The 23720-nt window shown below is 64.6% G+C and carries 24 protein-coding genes; 14 read left to right on the forward strand and 10 right to left on the reverse strand.

The genetic code is table 11. From position 1 onward, the window contains the following. Window positions 1-82 precede the first annotated feature (82 nt). Window positions 83-1942 (forward strand): ABC-F family ATP-binding cassette domain-containing protein, encoded by a 1860-nt coding sequence (locus tag IVA91_RS06605; RefSeq protein WP_247420000.1) that lies wholly within the window; start codon window positions 83-85, stop codon window positions 1940-1942. 153 nt (window positions 1943-2095) lie between these two features. Here IVA91_RS06605 and IVA91_RS06610 read toward each other — a convergent pair whose 3' ends face one another. Both IVA91_RS06610 and IVA91_RS06615 read right to left on the reverse strand, forming a co-directional pair. Further along, window positions 2096-3061: a tripartite tricarboxylate transporter substrate-binding protein gene (locus IVA91_RS06610; protein WP_247281595.1), complete on the reverse strand. Its 966-nt coding sequence runs from the start codon at window positions 3059-3061 to the stop codon at window positions 2096-2098. A gap of 134 nt (window positions 3062-3195) precedes the next feature. After that, window positions 3196-3666, reverse strand: coding sequence for a MarR family winged helix-turn-helix transcriptional regulator (locus tag IVA91_RS06615; protein WP_247281686.1), 471 nt, complete (start codon window positions 3664-3666; stop codon window positions 3196-3198). Window positions 3667-3763: 97 nt separating this feature from the next. Between IVA91_RS06615 and IVA91_RS06620 the strand changes: the two genes are divergently transcribed. Then, entirely contained in the window at window positions 3764-4132 is a 369-nt protein-coding gene (locus tag IVA91_RS06620; RefSeq protein WP_247420002.1) for an antibiotic biosynthesis monooxygenase family protein, read from the forward strand. A 236-nt stretch (window positions 4133-4368) separates the two neighbouring features. Here IVA91_RS06620 and IVA91_RS06625 read toward each other — a convergent pair whose 3' ends face one another. From IVA91_RS06625 to IVA91_RS06635, 3 genes are all read right to left on the reverse strand, one after another. Beyond that, window positions 4369-4860, reverse strand: coding sequence for a hypothetical protein (locus tag IVA91_RS06625; RefSeq protein ID WP_247420236.1), 492 nt, complete (start codon window positions 4858-4860; stop codon window positions 4369-4371). A 165-nt stretch (window positions 4861-5025) separates the two neighbouring features. Next, the gene (locus tag IVA91_RS06630; protein WP_247420004.1) at window positions 5026-5478 is read right to left on the reverse strand and encodes a DNA polymerase III subunit chi; all 453 of its coding nucleotides are present in this window, start codon (window positions 5476-5478) and stop codon (window positions 5026-5028) included. Next, window positions 5475-6974, reverse strand: coding sequence for a leucyl aminopeptidase (locus IVA91_RS06635; RefSeq protein ID WP_247420006.1), 1500 nt, complete (start codon window positions 6972-6974; stop codon window positions 5475-5477). Before IVA91_RS06635 ends, IVA91_RS06630 begins: the two co-directional genes overlap by 4 nt. 338 nt (window positions 6975-7312) lie before the next feature. On the opposite strand from IVA91_RS06635, the gene lptF reads away from it, so the two are divergent. The 9 genes from lptF to IVA91_RS06680 all read left to right on the forward strand — a co-directional run bounded on the left by lptF (window position 7313) and on the right by IVA91_RS06680 (window position 17013). After that, window positions 7313-8482, forward strand: coding sequence for an LPS export ABC transporter permease LptF (gene lptF, locus IVA91_RS06640; RefSeq protein WP_247281599.1), 1170 nt, complete (start codon window positions 7313-7315; stop codon window positions 8480-8482). Then, a complete protein-coding gene (gene lptG, locus IVA91_RS06645; protein WP_247281600.1) occupies window positions 8479-9576 on the forward strand; it encodes an LPS export ABC transporter permease LptG in 1098 nt (365 codons plus the stop codon). The genes lptF and lptG overlap by 4 nt, the downstream gene beginning before the upstream one ends. Further along, the gene (locus IVA91_RS06650) at window positions 9576-12062 is read left to right on the forward strand and encodes an LPS-assembly protein LptD (RefSeq protein WP_247281601.1); all 2487 of its coding nucleotides are present in this window, start codon (window positions 9576-9578) and stop codon (window positions 12060-12062) included. Before lptG ends, IVA91_RS06650 begins: the two co-directional genes overlap by 1 nt. 68 nt (window positions 12063-12130) lie before the next feature. Continuing rightward, window positions 12131-13057 (forward strand): SurA N-terminal domain-containing protein, encoded by a 927-nt coding sequence (locus IVA91_RS06655; RefSeq protein ID WP_247281602.1) that lies wholly within the window; start codon window positions 12131-12133, stop codon window positions 13055-13057. Then, entirely contained in the window at window positions 13057-14082 is a 1026-nt protein-coding gene (gene pdxA, locus IVA91_RS06660) for a 4-hydroxythreonine-4-phosphate dehydrogenase PdxA (RefSeq protein WP_247420007.1), read from the forward strand. Before IVA91_RS06655 ends, pdxA begins: the two co-directional genes overlap by 1 nt. Next, window positions 14082-14939 (forward strand): 16S rRNA (adenine(1518)-N(6)/adenine(1519)-N(6))-dimethyltransferase RsmA, encoded by an 858-nt coding sequence (gene rsmA, locus IVA91_RS06665; RefSeq protein WP_247420008.1) that lies wholly within the window; start codon window positions 14082-14084, stop codon window positions 14937-14939. The genes pdxA and rsmA overlap by 1 nt, the downstream gene beginning before the upstream one ends. 116 nt (window positions 14940-15055) lie before the next feature. Continuing rightward, a complete protein-coding gene (locus IVA91_RS06670; protein WP_247281605.1) occupies window positions 15056-16114 on the forward strand; it encodes an alcohol dehydrogenase in 1059 nt (352 codons plus the stop codon). Between the two features lie 75 nt (window positions 16115-16189). Continuing rightward, window positions 16190-16426 carry a hypothetical protein gene (locus IVA91_RS06675; RefSeq protein ID WP_247420010.1) on the forward strand — a complete coding sequence of 79 codons (237 nt, stop codon included), beginning with the start codon at window positions 16190-16192 and terminating at the stop codon, window positions 16424-16426. A gap of 404 nt (window positions 16427-16830) precedes the next feature. Then, window positions 16831-17013, forward strand: a complete 183-nt coding sequence (locus tag IVA91_RS06680) for a hypothetical protein (protein WP_247281607.1) — start codon at window positions 16831-16833, stop codon at window positions 17011-17013. A 61-nt stretch (window positions 17014-17074) separates the two neighbouring features. Here the strand turns inward: IVA91_RS06680 and IVA91_RS06685 are convergent, their stop codons facing one another. Together IVA91_RS06685 and IVA91_RS06690 are read right to left on the reverse strand one after the other, a co-directional pair. Continuing rightward, window positions 17075-17302, reverse strand: coding sequence for a hypothetical protein (locus IVA91_RS06685; RefSeq protein ID WP_247281608.1), 228 nt, complete (start codon window positions 17300-17302; stop codon window positions 17075-17077). Then, window positions 17299-18123 carry a Crp/Fnr family transcriptional regulator gene (locus tag IVA91_RS06690; protein ID WP_247420012.1) on the reverse strand — a complete coding sequence of 275 codons (825 nt, stop codon included), beginning with the start codon at window positions 18121-18123 and terminating at the stop codon, window positions 17299-17301. Before IVA91_RS06690 ends, IVA91_RS06685 begins: the two co-directional genes overlap by 4 nt. A gap of 244 nt (window positions 18124-18367) precedes the next feature. Here IVA91_RS06690 and IVA91_RS06695 point away from each other — a divergent pair, with 244 nt between their 5' ends. Both IVA91_RS06695 and IVA91_RS06700 read left to right on the forward strand, forming a co-directional pair. Beyond that, window positions 18368-18538 (forward strand): hypothetical protein, encoded by a 171-nt coding sequence (locus tag IVA91_RS06695; protein WP_247281610.1) that lies wholly within the window; start codon window positions 18368-18370, stop codon window positions 18536-18538. 6 nt (window positions 18539-18544) lie between these two features. After that, complete coding sequence (locus IVA91_RS06700) at window positions 18545-19246, forward strand: Crp/Fnr family transcriptional regulator (protein ID WP_247281611.1); 702 nt, start codon at window positions 18545-18547, stop codon at window positions 19244-19246. Window positions 19247-19287: 41 nt separating this feature from the next. On the opposite strand, the gene IVA91_RS06705 is transcribed toward IVA91_RS06700, so the two are convergent. Beyond that, window positions 19288-19905: a cupin gene (locus IVA91_RS06705; RefSeq protein WP_247281612.1), complete on the reverse strand. Its 618-nt coding sequence runs from the start codon at window positions 19903-19905 to the stop codon at window positions 19288-19290. Between the two features lie 1023 nt (window positions 19906-20928). Between IVA91_RS06705 and IVA91_RS06710 the strand changes: the two genes are divergently transcribed. Beyond that, window positions 20929-22164, forward strand: coding sequence for a hypothetical protein (locus IVA91_RS06710; RefSeq protein ID WP_247420016.1), 1236 nt, complete (start codon window positions 20929-20931; stop codon window positions 22162-22164). Here the strand turns inward: IVA91_RS06710 and gmk are convergent. Together gmk and IVA91_RS06720 are read right to left on the reverse strand one after the other, a co-directional pair. Continuing rightward, window positions 22097-22756, reverse strand: a complete 660-nt coding sequence (gmk, locus tag IVA91_RS06715) for a guanylate kinase (RefSeq protein ID WP_247281614.1) — start codon at window positions 22754-22756, stop codon at window positions 22097-22099. The two genes, IVA91_RS06710 and gmk, sit on opposite strands and share 68 nt — an antisense overlap. 3 nt (window positions 22757-22759) lie before the next feature. Continuing rightward, a complete protein-coding gene (locus IVA91_RS06720; RefSeq protein WP_247281615.1) occupies window positions 22760-23647 on the reverse strand; it encodes a YicC/YloC family endoribonuclease in 888 nt (295 codons plus the stop codon). Window positions 23648-23720: the final 73 nt, after the last annotated feature.

The raw sequence follows: 23720 nt of genomic DNA on the forward strand, positions 1-23720 counted from the left end.
AGCGGTTTTCCGAAGGGTCACGCTGAACGACAAGCTTGGAAAAACGGGTTGCGTTCGACGCGCCCTGCGGTGACAAGGCCGCATGCTGTCCATCACCGATCTCTCCGTCCGCCTCGCCGGACGCCTTCTGATTGACCAGAGTTCCGTGCAGATCACGCCCGGGTCCCGCGTCGGCCTGGTCGGGCGCAACGGCACCGGCAAGTCGACCCTGTTCAAGGTGATCCGCGGCGATCTCGCGGCCGAGCACGGCTCGGTGACGCTGCCGCCGCGCTGGCGCGTCGGCAGCCTGGCGCAGGAGGCGCCGAACGGCCCCGAGAGCCTGATCTCTGTCGTGCTCAGGGCCGATCTCGAACGCGACGCGCTGCTCGCCGAGGCCGAGCGCGCGACCGATCCGCACCGGATCGCCGAGATCCAGACCCGCCTCGTCGATATCGACGCGCATTCGGCGCCGAGCCGTGCGGCCGCGATCCTCTCCGGCCTCGGCTTCTCCGCCGCCGATCAGCTCCGCCCCTGCGCCGAGTTCTCCGGCGGCTGGCGCATGCGCGTCGCGCTCGCCGCGACGCTGTTCGCGGCGCCCGACCTGTTGCTGCTCGACGAGCCCACCAACTATCTCGATCTCGAAGGCACGCTGTGGTTGGAGGATCACCTCGCGCATTATCCGCGCACGGTGATCGTGATCAGCCACGACCGCGACCTCCTGGACAGCTCGGTCGACCAGATCCTGCATCTGGAGCGCGGCAAGCTCACGCTCTACAAGGGCACCTATTCCTCCTTCGAGGAGCAGCGCGCCGCGCGCGAATTGCTCGATGCCAAGCAGGTCAAGCGCCAGGAAGCCGAACGCGCACGGTTGCAAGCCTTCGTCGACCGCTTCAAGGCCAAGGCCTCCAAGGCGCGGCAGGCGCAGTCCCGCGTCAAGATGCTGGAGCGGCTGAAGCCGATCACGGCGCTGGTCACCGAGGACGTGCGCGAGATCAGCTTTCCGGCGCCGGAGAAGATCCTGTCCCCGCCGATCATCGCCGTCGACAACGTCTCGGTCGGCTACGATCCGGAAACGCCTGTGCTGAGCCGCGTCACCTTACGCATCGACAATGACGACCGCATCGCGCTGCTCGGAGCCAACGGCAATGGCAAGTCGACGCTGGTCAAGCTGCTCGCCGGACGGCTCGCTCCGTTCTCTGGCAGAGTGACCCGCGCGGACAAGCTGTCGACCGCCTATTTCGCCCAGCACCAGCTCGACGAACTGAACGAGGACGCCTCCGCCTACGACCATGTGCGCAAGCTGATGGGCGATGCGCCGGAAGCCAAGGTGCGCGCCCGCGCCGGCGCGATCGGCTTTTCCGGCAAGGCCGCCGACACCATAGCCGGAAAACTGTCGGGCGGCGAGAAGGCACGGCTGCTGCTGGGGCTAGCGACCTTCTTCGGCCCCAACATGATCATTTTGGACGAGCCGACCAATCATCTCGACATCGACAGCCGCGCCGCGCTCGCGGAGGCGATCAACGAGTTTCCCGGCGCAGTGATCATGGTTTCGCACGACCGCTACCTGATCGAGGCCTGCGCCGAGCGGCTCTGGATCGTCGCCAACCGCACCGTGACCAATTACGACGGCGACCTCGACGAGTACCGCCGCCTGGTGCTGTCCGCGCGCAACGCCGAAGCGCCGCGCGAGCGCAGCGTCGCGAGCGAGAAGCCGCAGCGCGTGAGGTCGGACAATCGCGGCTCGCTGAAGAAGCGCATCGCGGAAGCCGAAGCCGAGATCGCCCGCGTGAGCGAGATCATCAGCAAGATCGACACGGCGCTGGCGCTGCCCGACATCTTCACCCGCGACCCCAAGCAGGCTGCGCAACTGTCGAAGGCCCGCGCGAACGCGGCCGACGCATTGGCGCGCGCGGAGGAGCAATGGCTCGAGGCGAGCACGCAATACGATGAGGCGGCGGGGTAACGCCGAAAGGCCGCCTCATCAAAATCGTGAAAACAACCCCATGCACAGTACCGGTATGTAAATACCTGGAAATGAGCCGTTGCACTGAATGTTCTTTTACGGCGCGGTCGGCGCCGCCCGGCGGCGATGTCGGCACCATTATACTGGGATGACTCAGTCGGCGTATTGGCCGGCTGCCTTGATGATCGGCGCCCAGCGGTCGATCTCGCTCGTCAGCATCGCACCCAACGCCTCGGGCGTCGCCTTGTCCTGCGGGACAGGCTCGGTGTTGATGTCGTTGAACCGGGCGATCAGCGTCGGATCCTTGAGCGCCGTCTGGAGCGCAGCCGTCAGCTTTTGAACGATCGCCGGCGGCGTGCCCTTGGGGGCATAGATGCCGTGCCAGACGCCGAGCTCGAAACCTTTGAGGCCGGCCTCGTCGGCCGTCGGCAGATCGGGCAGGCTCCTCAGCCGCTCCTTGGTGGTGATCGCATAGGCCTTGACCTGCTTGGCCGTGATCGGTCCGGTGGTGTTCGTCGCCTGGTCGCAGGTGAGATCGATCTGCCTGCCGAGCAGGTCGTTCATGATGGGGCCGTTGCCCTTGTAGGGCACCGTGGTGAGCTGCTTCTGGATCGCCGTCATGAACAGCATGCCGCAGAGATGCGACGCCGCGCCGAGCCCGGCATTGGCGTAGGTCAATTTGTCGCCCTGCTGCTGGGCATAGGCGACCAGGTCCTTGAGCGTGTCGGCCGGGAAATCCGGACGCGCAATGATGGTCATCGGCGCGTTGGTCACAAGTCCGATCGGCGCAAAAGCCGTCTTCGTGTCGTAGCTCAAATTGCGGTAGAGCGTCGCGGCGGTCGAGATGCCGACGTGATGGATCAAGAGCGTGTACCCGTCCGGCTGCGCGCGCGCGGCGCGGGTCGTGCCGATGGTGCCGCCGGCGCCGGTCGCGTTCTCGACGATGACCTGCTGTCCCAGGGATTTCGCCATGCCTGCCGCGGTCAGGCGCGCGATGGTGTCGGTCGGTCCGCCGGCGGCGAAGGGCACCAGGATGGTGATGGGCCTCGCCGGATAGTCCTGGGCGACCGCCGCGCCGAGCGGCAGAAGCAGAGCCGATATGAAGGCAATGAACCGCATAGTCTCCTCCAAATTCTTGTAGCTCCATATGAGCGTATTCGTGGCGGCAAGACCATCAGGAAAGCAGGTTCAACAGCCATGTCGCGATCACGATGATGACGCACCCCGGACGCGCGTGCCACGCTCGCCGAGCGTTACGTCTGCTCCTCGGTCTCGCTCTCGAGCTTCTTGCGTAGTGCCGCGACGATGCGATGGACGGTTTGCAGGTCCTTCACCGCAAGCCCTTCCGAAAGGCTGTTGACCCACGGCGCCTGCAAAGCCATCGCGGCATCGAAAGCGCGCCGTCCCTTGTCAGTGAGGACAACAAGCTGCGCTCGGCGGTGATGCGGGTTGGCCTCGAAGGCGACAAGGCCGTCCGCGTGCAGGTCGTTGACGATCCGCTGCACATTTTGGCGGTTGGCGCCCAGATCGCGGGCGAGCCAAGCCACCGGTTGGGGACGCTCCGCCTGCACAATGGCGCCCAGTATCTGCCAACGGGCGCTCGTAAGTCCGAGCCGGGCCACCAGACGGTCACCCGCGGTCAAGAGCAGGCTGTTCAGCCGGAACAAGTCAAGCATGAGCTTGGTCAGGGCATCGCCGGCCGACGTTCGCTGCGACTTCAACATATCGTCACCATAGACCGTATTGACATCATAATGTCGATTTGACATCGTATCCATAGTACCACACTGACATCATACAACCAAGTTACCGGAGGCCTTCATGTCGCTGCTACGCCCGCTGGACCCTTCCTTTCCGATCGACCGTCAACTCGGCATTGACGCCGGCCCCGTCGTCCTGGTGAATGTCTTCACCCTCGACAAGGCCGATGAGCAAACCTTCCTCGAGGTCTGGCAGGACGATGCGGTCTTCATGAAGCGGCAGCCCGGCTTCATTGCCACTCAGCTTCATCGCGCGATCGGCGAGAGTCCGACCTATCTGAACTATGCTGTCTGGGAATCGACTGCCCACTTCAGGGCTGCGTTCACGCACACCGAATTCAGATCAAAGATCGCGGCCTATCCCGCGTCCGCAGCCGCTTCTCCGCATCTGTTCCAGAAGGTCGCGGTGGCAGGCGTCTGCACGGCGTAATCCGCCCCGCGAGCATTCGCGGAGGGAGCCAGCAATCAGAACCGAAAAGGCGACCAACTTCTTCGGCGCATGTGTTCAGCCGAGACGGATGGCAAAGAGCCAGCAATGGGACTCCGAATTCAACGGCTTCCTGCCGCGTTCATCGGAGCGTTGAGATTGAACCGCTTAGACACAGAGAACAATGGCGACCGCAAGCGTCGGCTCTCTGGGAAACAAGTCATGTCACGCGGCCGCGCTTATGCCGACTTCTTCTTCGGCTTCGGCTTGGTCGCCTTCGGCGCCGGCTGCGGCTCCGGATTGCCCTCGATCGAGGACAAGCGTCCGGCGGTGAACGTATAGATCCCCGCTCGCGGACCGGTCGTCCAGGTCACCACAGCAACGCGGCGGCCGATGGCGTCGTTGGAGAGGTTGACCGACGAAGGCGCGCCGATGCCGCGCACCACGTCGCATTCGGTATGGCCAAGCGCGACCGTGCCGCCCATCGGCGCGGGCGCCGTGCTCGATGCATTGGCGTCTGCCGGCCCGGGAGGCGGCGCCATGCCGGGACAGCCACCGTCGGCACTGACGAGATCCTCGGCTCCCACCGGTTTATCAGGCGTGAGTGGCGGCGATTCGATCGAGATGTTCTTGATGAAGAGACGGCCGGGCTTCTGGAACCATTCTGCGTCCTTCGACAACAGATCAGTCCCGCCAGAGCAGCCCGCGACCAGCGGTGCTACGGCAGCCAACGCAATCATGAGCGAGCCGGGAAGCTTTTGATGTCGCACGATAAACTAATTCCCCGCGTGAAGGACCAGCCCTAAACGATTGTCCCAACATCCCTTTGCGGCACGAAGGTGACCGAAGCCAGCATCGTTCGAAAAGTGCAAATTATCATTAATTGCGAGCAGTCTCTAATTCCGCTTCTGCCACCGGCCCCGCTCGTCGGCCTGCCAATAGGTGACATCAAATCCCCGCGCCTTGCAATCGGCCCAGGCGCTGCGGGCGAGCGCAAGCGCGTCCGGATCGTCCCCGTTGAACAACAACACCATGCGCTCGTAGCCCTCCGCGTCCTGCGGCAGCGCGGCGTTGTCGACCAGGAAGCGGACATTGGCGCCGTTCGGATTGTCCGCCTCGATCGCCAGCACGATCGGCTGGTCGGCGGCATCGTTCACGCGCCATGTCGCGTGCGGCAGGAAGGAATCGTCGCGATAGGTCCACAAATGCGCGTCCAGCGCATCGGCGCGCTCCTCCGACGTCGACTGCACCACGACGCGCCAGCCGCGCTCGAGGGATTTCTCCAGAAGCGGCGGCAACACGTTCTCCACCGTCATGTTTTGCAGATGATAGAACAGCACTTCGGTCATTTGCGCTCGTAATGATCTGCGACCAGACGATCCAGCAGACGGACGCCATAGCCGCTTCCCCAGCTCTGGTTGATGTCGGTCTTCGGCGCGCCCATGGCGGTGCCGGCAATGTCGAGATGCGCCCAGGGCACATCGTCGACGAAGCGCTGCAGGAACTGCGCCGCGGTGATCGAGCCGCCGTGACGGCCGCCGGTGTTCTTCATGTCAGCGAACTGGGAATCGATCAGCTTGTCGTATTCGGGACCGAGCGGCATGCGCCAGACCTTTTCCCCGCTCTCGAGGCCGGCCGCGATCAGCCGGTCGGCGAGCTCGTCATTGTTGGAGAACATGCCGGCATGCTCGGTGCCGAGCGCGACCATGATGGCACCGGTCAGCGTCGCCAGGTCCACCATTAATTTGGGCTTCACCTTCTTCGCAACGTACCAGAGCACGTCGGCGAGCACGAGGCGGCCTTCGGCATCGGTGTTGATGATCTCGATGGTCTGGCCCGACATCGAGGTGACGATGTCGCCCGGCCGCTGCGCATTGCCGTCGGGCATGTTCTCGACGAGACCGATGGCGCCGACCACGTTGACCTTGGCCTTACGCGCCGCGAGCGCATGCATCAGGCCGACGACACAGGCAGCTCCCCCCATGTCGCCCTTCATGTCCTCCATGCTGCCGGCCGGCTTGATCGAGATGCCGCCGGTGTCGAAGCAGACGCCCTTGCCGACGAAAGCGACGGGCGCCTCGCCCTTCTTGGCCCCGTCCCAGCGCATGATCACGGTGCGGCTGGGCCGCGTCGAGCCCTGGCCGACGCCGAGCAGCGCGCCCATCCCGAGCTTCTGCATCGCCTTGACGTCGAGCACCTCGACCTTGACGCCAAGCTTGCGGAGCTGGCCGGCGCGGCGCGCGAATTCCTCGGGGAAAAGCACGTTCGGCGGCTCGTTGACGAGATCGCGCGCGATGATCACGCCATCGACGACGTGGCCGGCCGCGGCGAACGCCTTCTTCGCAGCAGTGGCATCGCCGACCGCAAGCGAGATGTCGGCGCGCGAGCCGCCCTCCTCGCCGTCCTTCTTCTTGGTCTTGTAGCGGTCGAACTTGTAGGCGCGTAAGCGAAGGCCCGAGGCGACCGCGACCGCCTGCTCGCTGGTCATGGCGCCATCGGGCAGCTCCGCCAGGATCGTCATGGCCGCGGTCCCGGCCGGAAGCTTGCTTGCCGCCACGCCGCCGAATTTGAGGAAATCGTTCGCCTTCAGGCTGGCCGCCTTGCCCGCGCCGATCACGATCAGGCGGGTGGCCTTCACACCCTCAGGTGCCAGGATGTCCAGCGCGGCCCCGCTCTTCCCCTTGAAGGCGGCCGCGGAGGCCGCCCGCTTCACGAGGTCAGCGGCGCTGCCGAGCGCCTTTGCCGTCGCGGGGCCGAGCTTCAGGCCATCGTCGCAGAACACAACCAGGATGCCACGGGGGGCGGCAGACAGCGGGACAAAGCCGACCTTGATGGCATCGGACATGGGTAACTCCTCCAAAATGTGGGGCTTTTCGCCGTCCTGCGATCCCGGCCAGGGGCCGGAGCTGAACGGCGATTCACTGAGGTTTTCGTACTATGGGCCAGCAGCCCGCCAGATGCCAAGCGCCGCCGTGGCCCTCAGGCCACAACGAGCGAAATATTAACCATATATTGAGGGTGCCACGGGGCAGCCATTTTGTTGACGGATCAAAGGGATGCTAGTGAGAGAGTAAGCTGGCGGAACCGATGGCTGGCCGTCCCTTGGGGATCCCGTTTCGGGATTGGGTCGGGCAGCCGGATTCCGGCCGGCATTGGGGCTTGGTGGGATTCGTGCGGTAGCGCATGGGGTCGATTGATAAGTATATCTTCCGCACGACGCTCGCGTCGTTTGCGCTGGTCCTGGTCAGCCTCACCGGCGTGATCTGGATTACGCAAGCGTTGCGCGGCATTGACCTGATGACGAGCCAGGGTCAGACCATCCTCACCTTCCTCGGCATCACCAGCCTCGTCATCCCGGCCCTGGTCCTGATCATCTCGCCGATCGCGTTGATGATCGCGATCTCGCACACGCTGAACAAGCTGGCGACCGATTCCGAGATCATCGTGATGAATGCGGCGGGCTTCTCGCCGTTCCGCCTGTTCTATCCGTTCTTCTACGCCACCTGTGTGGTGGCGCTGCTGGTCGCCTTCATCGCGGCCTATCTCGCTCCCGACGGAATGCGGCGGATCAAGCAATGGGACGCCGAGATCACCGCCGACGTGCTCACCAACATTCTCCAACCCGGCCGCTTCGCCCAGCTCGACAAGAATCTGACGATCCGGATCCGCGAGCGCCAGCCCGGCGGCATCCTCGCCGGCATCTTCATCGACGATCGCCGCGATCCGAACGAGCGCGTCTCGATCGTCGCCGAGCACGGCGAGGTGGTGAAGAACGAGACCGGATCGTTCCTGGTGCTGGAGACGGGCAATCTCCAGCGCTTCGAAGCCGGCAAGCGCGACCCGGCGCTGGTGGCGTTCGGCCGCTATGGCTTCGACATGTCCAAATTCTCGGGCCAGGGCCGCGACGTCACCCTCGGCATCCGCGAACGCTATCTCTGGGAGCTGTTCTCGCCGTCCGAGGACGATCCGGTCTACAAGCAGATTCCCGGCCAGTTCCGTTCGGCCCTGCACGACAGCATCCTGGCGCCGATCTATCCCTTCGCCTTTGCTGTGCTGACCTTTGCATTCCTGGGTGCGCCTCGCACCACCCGCCAAAGCCGCAATTTCTCGATCGGCTCCTCGATCCTCGCGGTGTTCGGCCTGCGCATGGCCGGCTTCGCCTGCTCGGTGATGGCGGTGAAATCGCCGGGGGCGGTGCTGGTGCAATACGCGATGGTCATGGGCGCCATCGGCGTCGGGCTCTGGATGATCATCGGCGGCGTGGTGGTCGAGCCGCCTCCGCGCCTCATGGAGGCCATCAACAGATCGAACGCACGGATCGCGCGGCTGTTCAGACGGCCGGCCATCGCATGAGCATGCTCACCAACACACTCGGGCGCTATTTCGCCGGCCGCTTCGTGGTCGCCGCGCTCGGCGTGTTCGCCAGCATCTTCCTGCTGCTGGTGCTGGTCGACTACATCGAGATGGTGCGCAAGACCTCCGGCCTTGCGTCCGCCTCGGCGATCATGGTGGCCGAGACCTCGCTGTTCCGGGTGCCGCAGCTCCTGGAGAAGCTGACGCCGTTCTGCATGCTGATCGGCGCGATGACCTGCTATCTCGCGCTCTCCCGCCGGCTCGAGCTCGTGGTCGCGCGCGCTGCCGGCATTTCCGCCTGGCAGTTCATCTCGCCGGCGCTCGGCAGCGCGCTCCTGATCGGGGTGATCGCCACCGTCGCCTACAATCCGATGTCGGCCAACTTGCGCGAACTCTCCAAGCGCATGGAGGCGGAGCTGTTCGGCTCGGCGCCCGGCGGCGGCATCCAGGATGCGTCCGGCTTCTGGCTCAATCAGGTGACCAGCGACGGCCAGACCATCATCAATGCGGCGCGCAGCGAGCAGCAGGGCGTCCGGCTCACCGGCCTCACGCTGTTCCGGTTTGATACGGAGCAGCACTTCAAGGAACGGATCGAAGCGCGCGAGGCGACGCTGGAGGCTGGCCGTTGGCTGTTCAAGGGCGTCCGCCGCTTCTCGCTGGACTCCCCGCCAGTCGACCAGGCCCGCCTCGAGATCCCGACGACACTGACCGAGGCGCAGGTCCGCAACAGCTTTTCCACACCAGAGACTGTGTCCTTTTGGCAACTACCGAGCTACATCCGCTCCTCCGAAAGCTCGGGCTTCGCGACAGCAGGATACCGACTCCAGTATCAGAAGCTTCTGGCACAGCCGTTTTTGCTGGCGGCCATGGTGATGCTGGCGGCCTCCGTGTCGTTGCGCTTCTTCCGGATGGGCGGCGTGCAGAAGATGGTTTTGAGTGGCGTGGGCGCAGGCTTTCTGCTCTACGTCCTGTCGAAAGTAACTGAGGATTTGAGCAAGGCTGAGTTGATGCATCCGATCGCTGCGGCGTGGTTGCCCGTTGTGGTGGGCGGCCTCACCGGCTTTTTGGCCTTGCTCTATCAGGAGGACGGATAGTGACTGCCGTCCACCGAGGGCTCGTGTCTCGTTCGACGCGGCGCACATTGGTGCGCGCGAACGGGCGCGGCTGGTCCGTTCGCAGGCTTCTGCTCGCAGTCGCCGCTGCCGCTTCGCTCGGCGCGGTGATCGACCTTGCTGCAGTGATGCCCGCCTCCGCCCAGTACACCTATAATCCGCTGCCACCGCGTCCGAAGCCGCAGAGGGGCCCCAACGACAACCAGATGCTGGTGCAGGCGACCGAGGTCGACTACGACTACAACAATTCGCGCGTCTCCGCGGTCGGTAACGTCCAGCTGTTCTACAACGGCACCAGCGTCGAGGCCGATAGGGTCATTTACGACCAGAAGACCAAGCGGCTCCATGCCGAAGGCAACATCCGCATGACGGATGCCGACGGCAAGATCACCTATGCCGAGATCATGGATCTCTCCGACGATTACCGCGACGGTTTCGTCGATTCGCTGCGCGTGGATACCGCCGACCAGACCCGCATGGCCGCGAGCCGCGCCGACCGCTCCAGCGGCAATTACACGGTGTTCGAGAACGGCGTCTACACCGCCTGCGCACCGTGTAAGGACGATCCGAAGAAGCCGCCCCTGTGGCAGGTCAAGGGTGCGCGCATCATCCACGACCAGCAGGAGAAGATGCTGTATTTCGAGACGGCACAGCTCGAATTCTTCGGCGTGCCGCTCGCCTACATGCCCTATTTCTCGACGCCCGACCCGACGGTGAAGCGCAAGTCCGGTTTCCTGATGCCGGGCTATTTCCCGGGCACGACGAACACCGGCTTCGGCGCCGAAATTCCCTATTATTGGGCGATCGCGCCCGACATGGACGCAACCATCACCCCCCGCTTCATGACGCGGCAGGGCGTGATGCTGCAGGGCGAATTCCGGCAGCGCCTGATCGACGGCGCCTACCAGATCCGCGCTTATGGCATCGACCAGCTCGATCCCGGAGCGTTCGCCGGGCAGCCCGGCGACCGTCAGTTCCGCGGCGCGGTCGACACCAAGGGCCAGTTCGCGCTGAACGACAAATGGGTCTGGGGTTGGGACGGCGTCCTGATGTCCGACTATTATTTCTTCTCGGACTACCGGCTCTATCAGTACCGCGACCCGCTCGGCTCGTTCCTGCTGCTGCCGACGGAAGCGCTGTCGCAGCTCTATCTGACCGGCGTCGGCAATCGCAGCTTCTTCGATGCGCGCACGATGTACTGGCTGAGCTATTCGGGTAACCAGAGCCAGGTGCCGATCGTCTATCCGGTGATCGACTATTCGAACGTGCTCAACTATCCCGTTTTCGGCGGCGAGTTCAGCTACAAGACCAATTTCGTGAACCTGTCGCGTGACGGAGCGGTGTTCGATCCGATCACGACGGTCGCCAATACCAGCAGCCTGTGCACGACGGCATCGGCCGATCCGCTGGCCCGTACGCCCTCGCAGTGCCTCCTGCGCGGCTTCCCCGGCACCTACACCCGCCTCACCGCAGAAGCGCAGTGGCGCAAGTCCTTCACCGATCCGTTCGGCCAGATCTGGACGCCGTTCGCCAGCCTGCGCGCAGATGCGATCAATTCCTCGGTCTCCAACCAGCCGGGCGTGTCGAACTACCTGCCCGTCGGCGACACCCAGGCGTTCCGCCTGATGCCGACCGTGGGCCTGGAATACCGCTACCCCTTCATCAACATTCAGCCCTGGGGCTCGACCACCATCGAGCCGATCGCACAGATCATCATCCGGCCGAACGAGACCTATGCCGGCAAGCTCCCGAACGAGGACGCCCAGAGCATGGTGTTCGACGCCTCGAACCTGTTCAGCGTCGACAAGTTCTCCGGCTACGATCGCGTCGAGGGCGGTGGCCGCGCCAATGTCGGCGTGCAATCCACCACGCAGTTCGACAAGGGCGGTGCCGTCAAGGTGCTGTTCGGCCAGTCCTACCACCTGTTCGGCCTGAACTCCTTTACGGTCCAGGACACCCTCAATACCGGTCTCAATTCCGGCCTCGACAAGCCGCGCTCCGATTACGTCACGAGCGCCAGCTACTCACCCAACAGCACGTATACGTTCAGCGTCCGCTCCCGCATGGACGAGCAGACCTGGAACGTCCAGCGTTTCGAGGCGGAAGGCCGCGCCAATTTCAATCGCTGGTCAGTCAGCATGCTGTATGGCAATTACGCAGCGCAGCCGGAACTCGGCTACCTGACCCGCCGCGAGGGCATCCTGACGACAGGCTCGCTGAAGGTCGCCGCCAACTGGGTGGTGTCGGGCTCGGCCCGCTGGGATCTCGAGGCCAACAAGATCAATCAGTATGTGCTCGGGGCCGGCTATGTCGACGATTGCTTCGTGCTGGCGGCGAACTATGTAACTTCCTATAGCTATTCCGCGGGATCCGCACCGCCCGTTCTGAGCCACGCGTTCATGTTCCAGATCGGCCTGCGCACGCTGGCGACCTCTTCGACGACCAGCGGTTCCTCGGGCCTCCAGTGAGCGGTTTGAAGTGCCGGCCGCGCTTGCCCCACCACAGGCTCGGCGCGGCTGACATGCGAGCGATAACCATGACGATTCCGTTGCCGATCTTCCGCCTCCTTCTCGTCCTCGCCGCCCTGTTCCTGGCCGGTGCGCCGGCGCGGGGGCAGAACATCGTCGTCATGGTCAATGGCGATCCCATCACCGATTTCGACATCGAGCAGCGCTCCAAGCTCGACCAGCTCACGACGCAGAAGACCCCGAGCCGCGAGCAGGTCATCAACGAGCTGATCGACGACAAGGTGAAGATGAAGGAAGGCAAGAAGTACGGGGTCGATCCCGGCGTCTCCGACATCAACCAGTCCTATGAGGGGATGGCGCAGCGCATGCGCATCACGCCGGACCAGCTCACCAAGTCGCTTGAATCCAAGGGCGTCCGCCCCGAGACGCTGAAGGGCCGCATGAAGGCCGAGATGGTCTGGACCAGCCTCGTCCGCGGCCGCTACAAGGAGCGCCTCCAGGTCGGCGAGCGCGACGTCGCGCAAGCCGTGCAGGCCCAGACCGGCGACAAGCTTCAGGTCGAGGGCACCGAATACAAGATGCAGCCGATCGTGTTGATCGTGCCGCGCGGCTCCTCGCCGGCGTTCGTGGAAACACGGAAGAAGGAAGCGGACACCTACCGCGCGCGCGTCGGAAGCTGCGAGGAAGCCAACTCGCTGTTCCGCTCGACACCGAACGCCACCATCCGCGACACCGTCACCAAGACCACCGCAGAACTGCCCGAGGCGCTGCGCAAGGTACTCGACGACACGCCGATCGGCCACCTCACCGCGCCCGAAGTGACCAAGGCTGGCATCGAGATGGTGGTGCTGTGCGCGCGCAAGCCGACCATGATCGACACGCCGAAGAAGCGCGAGGTCCGCGAGAAGATGTATCAGGAGAAGTACGAGAAGACCCAAAAGGCCTATCTCGAAGAGCTCCGCAAAGCGGCGATGATCGAATATCGCAACCGCTGATGGCCGAGCCCTCCTCAGCGCGCCCAGCAAAACCCCTCGCCCTGACCCTGGGGGAGCCCGCCGGCATCGGCCCCGACATCACCATCGCGGCCTGGCTCAGGCGCCGTGAGCTGAACCTGCCCGCCTTCTACCTGCTCGGCGACGAGGCGCTGATCGCCCGGCGCGCCAAGGCGCTCGGCGCCGACATCAGCATTGCCGCGGTGAACCCCAGTGAGGCCAACGCCGCCTTCGCGGACGCCCTGCCAGTGGTTGCCACCGGCGAGCACGCCACGGCCGAGCCCGGCAAGCCCGACGCATCGAGCGCGCCGGCCGCGCTCGCCTCGATCCGCCAGGCGGTCACCGACGTCCGCGAGGGCCGCGCCGGCGCCGTCGTCACCAATCCGATCGCCAAAAGCGTGCTCTACCGCGCAGGATTCCGTCATCCCGGCCACACCGAATACCTCGCCGAGCTCGCCGCGACGGACGGCCACGTCCCGCAGCCCGTGATGATGCTGTGGTCGCCGCAGCTCGCCGTGGTGCCCGTGACCATCCACGTTTCGCTGCGCGAGGCGCTGGCCCAACTCACGAGCGAATTGATCGCCTCGACCGTTCGAATCGTTGCGACCGAGCTCAAATCCCGCTTCGGCATCACGAGGCCGCGCATCGCAGTCTCCGGCCTCAATCCGCACGCCGGCGAGGACGGCTCGCTCGGCCACGAGGAGCAGACCATCATCGCGCCGGCGCTGAAGGCGCTGCGCAACGAGGGCATCGAAGCCAGGGGTCCATTGCCTGCCGACACCATGTTCCACGAGGCCGCGCGACAGACCTATGACTGCGCCGTCTGCATGTATCACGACCAGGCGCTGATCCCGATCAAGACGGTCGCTTTCGACGACGCCGTCAACGTCACGCTCGGCCTGCCCTTTATCCGCACCTCGCCCGATCACGGCACCGCCTTCGACATCGCCGGCACCGGCAGGGCCAATCCGGCAAGCCTGATCGCCGCGCTTCGGCTCGCCAGCCGCATGGCGGCTGCGAACCTCTGATGAACGCGATCGACGACCTCCCGCCGCTGCGCGAGGTCATCCGCCAGCATGCGCTGTCGGCCCGCAAATCGCTCGGCCAGAACTTTCTGCTCGACCTCAACCTCACCGCGCGCATCGCGCGCGCCGCCGCGCCGCTCGAGGACTCCACCATCGTCGAGATCGGCCCCGGCCCGGGCGGGCTGACGCGCGCTTTGCTCGCGCTCGGCGCGAGGCGCGTCATCGCCATCGAGCATGACGAGCGCGCGATCCCGGCGCTTGGGGATATCGCCGCGCGCTATCCCGGCCGGCTCGAGATCGTGCATGGCGATGCCATGACCTTCGACCCGCGTCCGCTGCTCGATGGCGAAAGAGCAAAAATCGTCGCCAACCTGCCCTACAACATCGCGACCCAGCTGCTGATCAACTGGCTCACCACCGAGCCCTGGCCACCCTGGTACGAGACGATGGTGCTGATGTTCCAACGCGAGGTCGGCGAGCGCATCGTTGCGCGCGAGGACGAGGAGGCCTATGGCCGGCTCGGCGTGCTCGCCAACTGGCGCTGCGAGACCAAAATCCTGTTCGACATTTCGCCGTCAGCCTTCGTGCCGCCGCCGAAGGTCACCTCCTCCGTGGTGCGCCTTAAGCCGCGTGCACACCCACTTGCCTGTGATCGCCGGCTGCTCGAACAGGTCGCAGCCGCAGCTTTCGGCCAGCGCCGCAAGATGCTGCGGCAAAGCCTGAAGTCGCTGGGCGTCGATCCGGCGCGGCTCGCGCAAGCTGCCGGCGTCGATGCGACGCGGCGTGCGGAGACCATTCCGATTGCCGGCTTTGTTGCCATGGCCCGTGAATTGGCCAATATACGAAGCGAAGCAGCCTGATCCGAACGCGAAGGGCCGCGTTAGCGCAAGGTGTGAAGCGGTTTTCCCAAACAGATCATGCTCGAACAATCGGCTAAAGCGCCAAGCGTTTTAGCGGTAATTTCGGAGGAAAGAATATGGCGCTGATGCGCAGGCAGTCCCTGGTCAAGTTCGACGCGCCCTTGTGCGAGACCATCGTCGAAACGCCCAAGCCGCAAGGTCGCGAGGTCCTGGTGCGCATCGAGCGCTGCGGCCTCTGCCACTCCGACCTGCATATCCAGGATGGCTATGCCGATCTCGGCGGCGGCAAGAAGCTCGACACCACGCGCGGCATGACGCTGCCCTTCACGCTCGGCCATGAGATCGCCGGCGTCGTCGACGAAGTCGGCGCCGACGTTCCTGCCGGACTCGTCGGCGCGAAGAAGGCGGTATTCCCGTGGATCGGCTGCGGCCAGTGCCGCGACTGCCAGAACGGCGACGAGAATCTCTGCGTCAAGCAGCGCTTCCTCGGCGTCTCCATCGACGGCGGCTTTGCCACCCATGTGCTGGTGCCCGACGCCAAGTATCTGCTCGATTACGATCCTCTGCCCGTCAACCAGGCCGCGACGTTGATGTGCTCCGGCGTGACCGCCTACGGCGCGCTCAAGCGCCTGGTCGACCGTCCGCGCCAGCGTAACCTCTTGCTGATCGGGCTCGGCGGCGTCGGCATGATGGGCCTGTCGTTTGCGCAGGCGATGTTCAAGCAGCCGATTACGGTCGCCGACCTCTCACCGGCCGCTCGCGACACCGCGCTGAAGAACGGCGCCGCTAACGCCTACGATCCGGCCGAGCCCGACGTGATCAAGCGCATCCTCAAGGAGAGCGAGGGCGGCTTCGACGAGATCGTCGATTTCGCCGGCAACGAGAAATCGATGGCGTTTGCCGTCGCGGTTGCCGCGCGCGGCGGCAAGATCGTCGTCTCCGGCCTCATGGGCGGCCAGTTCACGCTGCCGATGGTGCAATGGGTCTACAAGCGCATGACCATCGAGGGCTTCATGGTCGGCACCCTCGCGGAAGCCCACGAGCTGATGGCGCTCGCACGCGCCGGCAAGATCAAACCGACGCCGATGCGCGAGGAGCCGATGGGCGAGGTCCAGAAATGGATCGACGAGCTCCGCGCCGGCAAGGTGGTCGGCCGCATCGTGCTCAAGAACTGACCGAAGCGCGACGGGCCTGACGCAAGTCTCGCCCGCCCGTACGGAACACCTGCGGCCGCGCCGCGTTGGCAGCGCATGTCGATCCGTTGCACCGTCGAAAGCGCATTCTTCATCGCCTGGAGCTGCCTGGAGAAGAGCGGCGAGCTCGGTCCTCCGGACGAGAGCGCCAATGTCATTCTCGACGCCATTGAAGCGCAGCTTCGAACCGGGGAGCGCCGGCAGTTGATGCTCGCCAACCGGGCGATCGATGCTTACCGCGTGCATGCGGCGAGCAGCAACGCCGCCGCGCAACGTGAAGCGCGCCTTGGATGATGGTGTTCGGCGGCTACCCGGCGCATCCGAGACGCCGGTTGCCAGGCGTTCACTCCTGTGTGTTCACTCCTGAACACCGCAGGCACGCGCAACCGGCGCCGGTGCCCGTAGTTCTCCGGCAGAGAACAGAGTTCAATGGCATCTGGAACGTAACGGCACCATTTGGAACGCCGCGAACGTTCATTGCATTGATCCTACATCAGCAACGGTGGAGTTGGTGCGCAGGACAAAGCCGTGGGCGAAACGGTGCGATCGGTTCCCAAGCAGAACCGGAGTCCCACGGCGGCCGGTCGCGCGCCGTCAGTTCCCGCGATGACGAGAAGCAAGACATTCGCGAGCAGGATGCGCATGGCAAACTCACCCAGAACACCAGCAACAGGCACATGGGATAGACGATGAGGGGAATGTTGGATGTGACCAGTCTCGGCCGATGGTACGATCCCATCTCGGAGCGCTGGATTGAGCCGCGCGACACGCCGACCGCGACATCGCCTCGGGCGGAGGACGACGCCGTCTTCGAACGTCAACGGAAATTGCAGGCCGAACGTATCTGGCGCGCGCTCGTCGATTGCTGCGCGCGCGAGTGAGACAATTGCAGATCATACACAAATATGTCTGCAAAGCCGGCGCCGTGGATGGCGCCGGCCCTTATTTTTTCTTGCGGTCGGTCCCGTTCTCTTGTTTGGACGCATCGGTCATGCCGGGCCGATTTGCCCGATTTGCATTCATGCCGGTGGTATCCATCGTCCCCTTTTCCGTGGCGCCGTTGGTGTTCTCCGGCCTTTCCATGCCGCTCTGTGGAGCGGGCCCGGTATTCTGAGCGATGACGGGCCCGGCCATGGCTGCAAATGTAATTGCTACGATGAGTGCTTTCATGGGCATCTCCCTCGTCCCATGGATGACGTGCCCGCGACAGAGTTGTTCCCCGCTCTCGAGCCGGACCTCGCGCCGACGTGCGCTGCCGCTTGCGGCGGCGACTGGCGCTTCTGGTGCAGATAGGCCGGGTTGAAATCCCCGAGCCGCTGCAACTCGCGCCATTTCAGCACGATCAGCTCGCCATCGCGAAGATCCATGGCCCCGCTCCGCCTGAGATCGGCGAGCGTCCGGTTCACGGTCGCAATCGCCATGCCCAGTGTCTCGCCGAGCTGCGCCAGGCTGATCGGCATGCGGCATCGATTGCCGCGGACCAGCTGCGCGGCGCGGGCGCGATAGAACAGCTCGCAGAACAGGTGCGCCATGCGCGCCTGCATGGGACGGGCGCTGTTGTTGGTGATGGCTTCGCGAAAGATCGCCGCGTCGAGCAGCGTCTCGCGCCAGACGGCCATTCCGAAAAGCGATCGCCGCCTGAACGCGGCGAACAATTCGCGATGCGGGATGAAGGCGACCGAAGCAGGCCCCAACGCACTCAGCCCATGATCCATTTGGTCGATGAACAGGCCTTGCGCGTCCGGCAGGTCGCCGGTGAGATGGAACGCGAGATATTGCCGCCGCCCGCTACCAAGCAGATGGTAGCGCGCGACCATGCCCGACACGACCAATACCGAATGTTCAGGTTCGTCGCCCTGACGGATGAAATCCTCGTTCGGTGCATAGTCGCGCACCGTGAAGGTGAGTGCGCGGACTTCGGCAATATCCTCCTCTTCGAGCGCGGTGTGCTCGCACAGGTTCCGGATCAGCACCTCGTGGGCTTTTTCCATACGGCCGCCAAAAATCGCATTGGTTCTATCAAATGATACATCTGACGTGTATCCAGCGGATTAGAACGCGAGCCGGAAGCACAGGTTGCTAACCGGTTTGCGATGGCACCGGTTCGCTTCCACTCCACCCGCGAACCGAGCCGGCCTTGTCATGAGCCCTACCACGATCCTGGAGCGCATCTGCCGTCTGTTCGCATCGGAGCGAAGCGAGCACTTGGGAAGCGAGCACTTGGGAAGCGAGCACTTGGACAGCATCAACGATGCTTTCCTGAAGGGAACGCTGAACGAGCCGGTCCGGCCGATGTCGGATCAGGAACTCGCCCACGTTATCCGCGAGTTCCGCGCTATGCCCGTCTCCGACTGGACCGTCGCAAAGCTCTCGCGGCGCTTCGTCGACGTGCCCCGTGACGACTGAAGTCCCATGCCGCATCCGAATTTCATCGCGCGCCTCGATGCCATAGAAGGCCTTTCCGAGGACGAACGCCGGCAAATCGCCGGCTTGCCGTCTACGCTGCGCCAGGTCGCGGACGGCGAGATCGTGTTGCGCCAGGGCGAGGCCGCCACGCGCTGTGTCTTTGTTGTGAGCGGCTTCTTCTATCAGGCCCGCATCGTCGGTGATCGCAGCCAGATCCTTGCATTCCACGTGCCCGGCGACATGCCGTGCCTGCACACGCTGCTGGTATCACCCATGGATGCGGACCTCGTCGGCCTCGGGCCAAGCATCGTCGGCACCGTCGCGCACAGTCAGCTCAGGCAGCTTCTCGATGGCTCCGTCCACCTGACCCGCGCGTTCTGGCGCGAGACGCTGATTGACGCGGCGATCTCGCGGCAATGGATCGCCCGCCTCGGCGCTCAGGCAGCGCTGCCGAAGGTAGCGCATCTCATTTGCGAGCTCGCCGCGAGGCTGGAGATCGTCGGGCTCGTCACCGACGGCTGCTTTCAGATGCCGATGACACAGCGGCACGTGGCGGACGCCTGCGGACTGTCCATCGTCCATGTCAATCGCACCATTCAGGAGCTGAGACATCGCGGATTGATCGCGTGGGAAGGCAGCGAGATCGAGCTGTTGCAGCCCGAAGAACTGCGAAGGCTTGCGGATTTTGCGCCTGACTATCTGAGCTGAACGCAGCGAGTGAACGCATGCTCGAGCTGGGGCTGGACGCATTACCCTCTCGCTCGCGGCTTCGTCCGCCATGATTTGAGCAGCGGGCCGTTACGTCCCAGCACCGGATCTGTTTTCGGCCTGCGCACCTTGGTGATGCGTTTGATGGCGTCTGGACGCTCCCTTGTGTCGGTGCACTCGTCATACGTTCCGTCCCGCGGATACGCTCCGACGACCAGAAAGTCTCGGCTGGCCTCGATGAGCCGGTGTCCGATGCCTGCGGGAAGCACCAGAACGTCGCCGGCCTTCACGCGCAGAACCCGCCCCTTGATCCCGCCGCACTCGATCTTGGCCGTGCCGCGCGCCACACCCATCACTTCATGGACTTGCGAATGATAGTGCACAAAGTCGTACACGGTATCGCGCCATGACCGGCCCCAGCCGTTCGCATCGAACAGCGTGTCGATGATGACCTCTGGCGCAAAACGCCGAGGCTTGAGGTTCACCGCCCCGCGATAGTGCAAGAGCGGAAAATGCGGGTTGTTCGGCACGACGCCGTCGTCCCTGAAATGGATGGCCACCGGCTTCCGAGCCCGCACCAGCGCCCGCAGTGTCGCCGCGTCGGGATGCTCCTCCACCAGCTTCTTGGCGAGATTCTTGATCTGGTCCTTAACCGGCATAGCGTCGCCTCAGCCGCGATTCAACGGCTGCGGAGATGATAAGTTTCCAACGGAGAACCTGCGCAGCCTGCCATTTGATTTCTACTCCGGTACGTTGCGCAGCCGCCGCAACAAGCCGCCGAAAATCGGTAGACCTTCGATGCAATTGGTGAGGCCGTGCGCGGCGCTGCATGAAGGGCGATAGTCCGGAGTTGTCTGACGTGAGGGCGTTGGCCGCAACCTTTCCAGTCACGACGAAATACGTTCGGATTATTTCCATCACGACTAATAGAAGGAGCGCCCAGAAACGAAGGCTGCCAGTGCGTAGCCGCTTCGGCTCCGCTTGCTTGCAAATGACGTAGAATCCGAGACGACGGGCGGCGGGGTTGATGTTGCCCCCGGGGCCGCCGAGCAAAACACCTCGTCAAGCCCTCGCCGCGAAAGATTTTTCTTTTCCGAATTTCGGATTGTGGCATACACCGCGACAACCCGGCCCTCCCAAAGGGGCGTTCGCGACCGTCACGAGACGCGGGCCGGGTGGCGGTGGACGCGGCAGCGTCGGCGCGAACCGTGGGTTGACAGGGCGGCCAACCGTGAGTCCTCACACGGCGCGGTGCGACACGATGCTGTAACAGCGGTCTCGTTGATGCCGGGGGCGGGCACACGCAAGCCTCCAGCCATTCAGGCGGGACCGTCCGCGGACGGAGAAGTCGTGTGGTCCTGACGCCCGGGGTCTGTGCGTCAAGTCCTGCGGTGATGTGGCGGCCCGACCGGGCACGTGCATCAATCATCGGCAGTGGCGACGGGGGCAATAAAAACGCGCCGCGGGGAGCGCGCCGGCGGCCGCAGCGGTTGCAGCTGCGGCGGACCTGGAGTTCGGCGGGACCAGCAGCGACGCGAAAAGGCCCGATTTCGCGGCGGAACCAACGCGCCGCGAGCCCGATTCAAGCCACATCCTCTCCGGATTTGCGGCTCATTGCCACCCAAGTCTTTGATGACAAAGGGGCGAGTAAGAGTTGCGTCATGCGTAACCGGGAGACCAGGATGGGCAACCGCACCGCAAAATTCATATCCGCGCTAGTCGGCAGCATCATTGCCGGCGCGCCACTGGCCGCCGTGTCGCAGAACGCGCAGAACGCGCCGAGCACGGCCAACGCGGCCGCCGACTGCCTCGTCTCGCCCAAGGGCGCCGCGCCGCAGGGGCAGCACTGGTACTATCGCATCGAGCGCGGGACCAAGCGGCAGTGCTGGTATCTGCGCGCCGCCGACGACAAGGACGGCGCGAAATCCGTGCAGAGCGCGCAGGCTACGAGCGATACGCCGACCGGAGTCGCGCCGGCGCAGCAGCAGCAGCAACAGCAGCAGCACCCGGCGCAGGATGCGCGCGCCGAATATCTGACAGCACGGAGCGGTGTCGCCGCCAAAGCACCAAACGCAACTGCGCAAGCCGCAGGCGCGACACCGGCGCAACCATCTGCAGATCAGACCGCTGACGGCAACGCGCAACAATCCGCCACGCCGTGGCCCGACGTCTCCGCAACCTCCGCCCCGCCCGCGCCGCAGCCGGCGCCTGCCGTTGTCGCGACAGCCGCCCAGCCGAGCGCAAAGCCATCAAAATCCCCTTCCTCCCCGGCACCCGCCGCGGCAGACAGCACGACCGACAAGCCGACCGGCTCGGTCCAGATGCTGCTGCTCGTGATTGGCGGTGCGCTGGCGCTCGCCGGAATCCTCGCCAGCCTCATCTACCGCTTCGCCGGCGCGCGCGTCCGGGTCCAGTCCGCCGACCGCCGCATACATTGGGACGATTGGGAGCCGCAGAAACAGGACGCAAGCCGCGCGCCCTGGCTCGATGCGACGTCGGCCAACGCCCAGCCGTCGCGCCCCATCGACTTCGATGCGCCGCGTCCGCAAGCGACGAAACAAGCGACAAAACTTGCCGCGATCGGTCGCGAGATCGATCTGATCGACGCGCGCAAGTCGCGTGCCGCGATCCCTGCCGCAGAACCCGACGAGGTCAGGCCCGCCGAGGCCAAGATCAAGATGTTCGACCGGGATTTCGAAATCGAGGCCGCTGCGCCCCGGCTCGCCGCCAACGAGATCGGCAAGGATCGCGATGAGGCGCCTGCAGGCCGCGACGAGGATGCGGTCGACGTCGACGTCATCACGACGATGCTGGAACAGCTGGTGAAGGAAGGGCCGCGCCTGTCGCGGCCTAACCTTGAAGCTGACCTTGCAAACTTCGCACGAAGCCTACAAGGCCAATCCGCCGCTCGCGCTTGAGGCGCTCGGCCTTCAGGATCGACTGTACCTCGGCGAAGGCCTGGTCGACGTCGTGGTTGATGACGATATAGTCGTACTCGGCCCAGTGGCTCATTTCGTGGCTGGCGCGGCTCATCCGCTTGCGGATCACCTCGTCGGAATCCTGTGCGCGCGAATGCAGGCGCTTTTCGAGATCGGCCGCGGAGGGCGGCAGGATGAAGACGCGAACGACGTCGACGCTCGCTTTCTGGTGCAGTTGCTGCGTGCCCTGCCAGTCGATGTCGAACAGCACATCCTGCCCGGCCGACAGTGCTGCCTCCACCGGAGCACGCGGCGTCCCATAGAGATTGTCAAACACGGTGGCCCATTCGAGCAGTTCGCCCTGCTCCACCATCGTCTCGAACTTGCGCTTGCCGACGAAGAAATAGTCGCGCCCCTCGACCTCTCCCGGCCGCTTCTCGCGCGTGGTCGCCGACACTGACATCTTCAGGCCGGGCTCCCGCTCAAGCAACATCCGCGACAGCGTCGTCTTACCCGCGCCCGAGGGCGAGGACAGCACGAACATCAATCCGCGGCGCTCGACACCGTCAGTTCCGTGACTGCCCGTCGTCATCGATCACTCCAGATTCTGGACCTGCTCGCGGAACTGCTCGACCACATTCTTCATGGCGAGTCCCGTATTGGTGAGCTCGATGTCATTCGACTTCGAGCAGCAGGTATTGACCTCGCGGTGAAACTCCTGCGCCAGGAAATCGAGCTTGCGGCCGATCGGACCGCCCTTGCCGATCAGCTCGCGCGCCTGCGCAATGTGGGAGGCGATGCGATCAAGCTCCTCGCGGATGTCGGCCCTGGTCGCGATCAGGATCGCTTCCTGCATCAGGCGATCGGCATCGAAACGATCGGAGGTGTCGAGCAGGGCCGCGATCTGCTCAGTGAGCTTCGCCTTGATCGCCTCCGGCTTGCGGCCGGGCGCAGCCTCCGCTTTCTTCGCCAATTGCTCGATCTCGTCGACGCGCTGGGTCAGGATCTGCCCCAGCGAGATGCCCTCGCGCTTGCGCATCCCTACGAGATCGGCAAGCGCTTTGTCGAAGGCCTCCGCCACGGCGGCGCGTGCGGCCTTGTCCTCCTCCTCGTCGCCGTCGGGCTCGGCGACCTCGACGACGCCCTTGATGGCGAGCAGGCCGTCGACGCTCGGCGCCACCGCATCGACCTTGCCGGCGATCAGCGCCGCCGCCTTCAGCACGGCGTTGAGCACGTCCTCGTTGATGCGGACCGTGGCGGCGGCGTTGGTGCGCTTGACGTTGAGATTGGCGTAGACCGTGCCGCGCGACAACAGCTCGCCGGCGCGCTTCTTGGCGTGGGCCTCGAGCTCGTCGAACCCCTGCGGCAGCCGCACCCTGAGGTCAAAACCCTTGGCGTTGACCGACTTCAATTCCCATTCGAACGTGTACGGCCCGCTTGCGCCGTTGCTTCGGGCAAACCCGGTCATGGACGACAGCGCCATCGGTTGAGATTCTCCAGAAACTCGGGATTCGCGAGGACATCAAGCCACGCGAATCTTAAGACTATTTTGCCGG

Origin of the sequence: Bradyrhizobium sp. 153 (assembly GCF_023073835.1) — a bacterium.
Classification (GTDB): domain Bacteria; phylum Pseudomonadota; class Alphaproteobacteria; order Rhizobiales; family Xanthobacteraceae; genus Bradyrhizobium.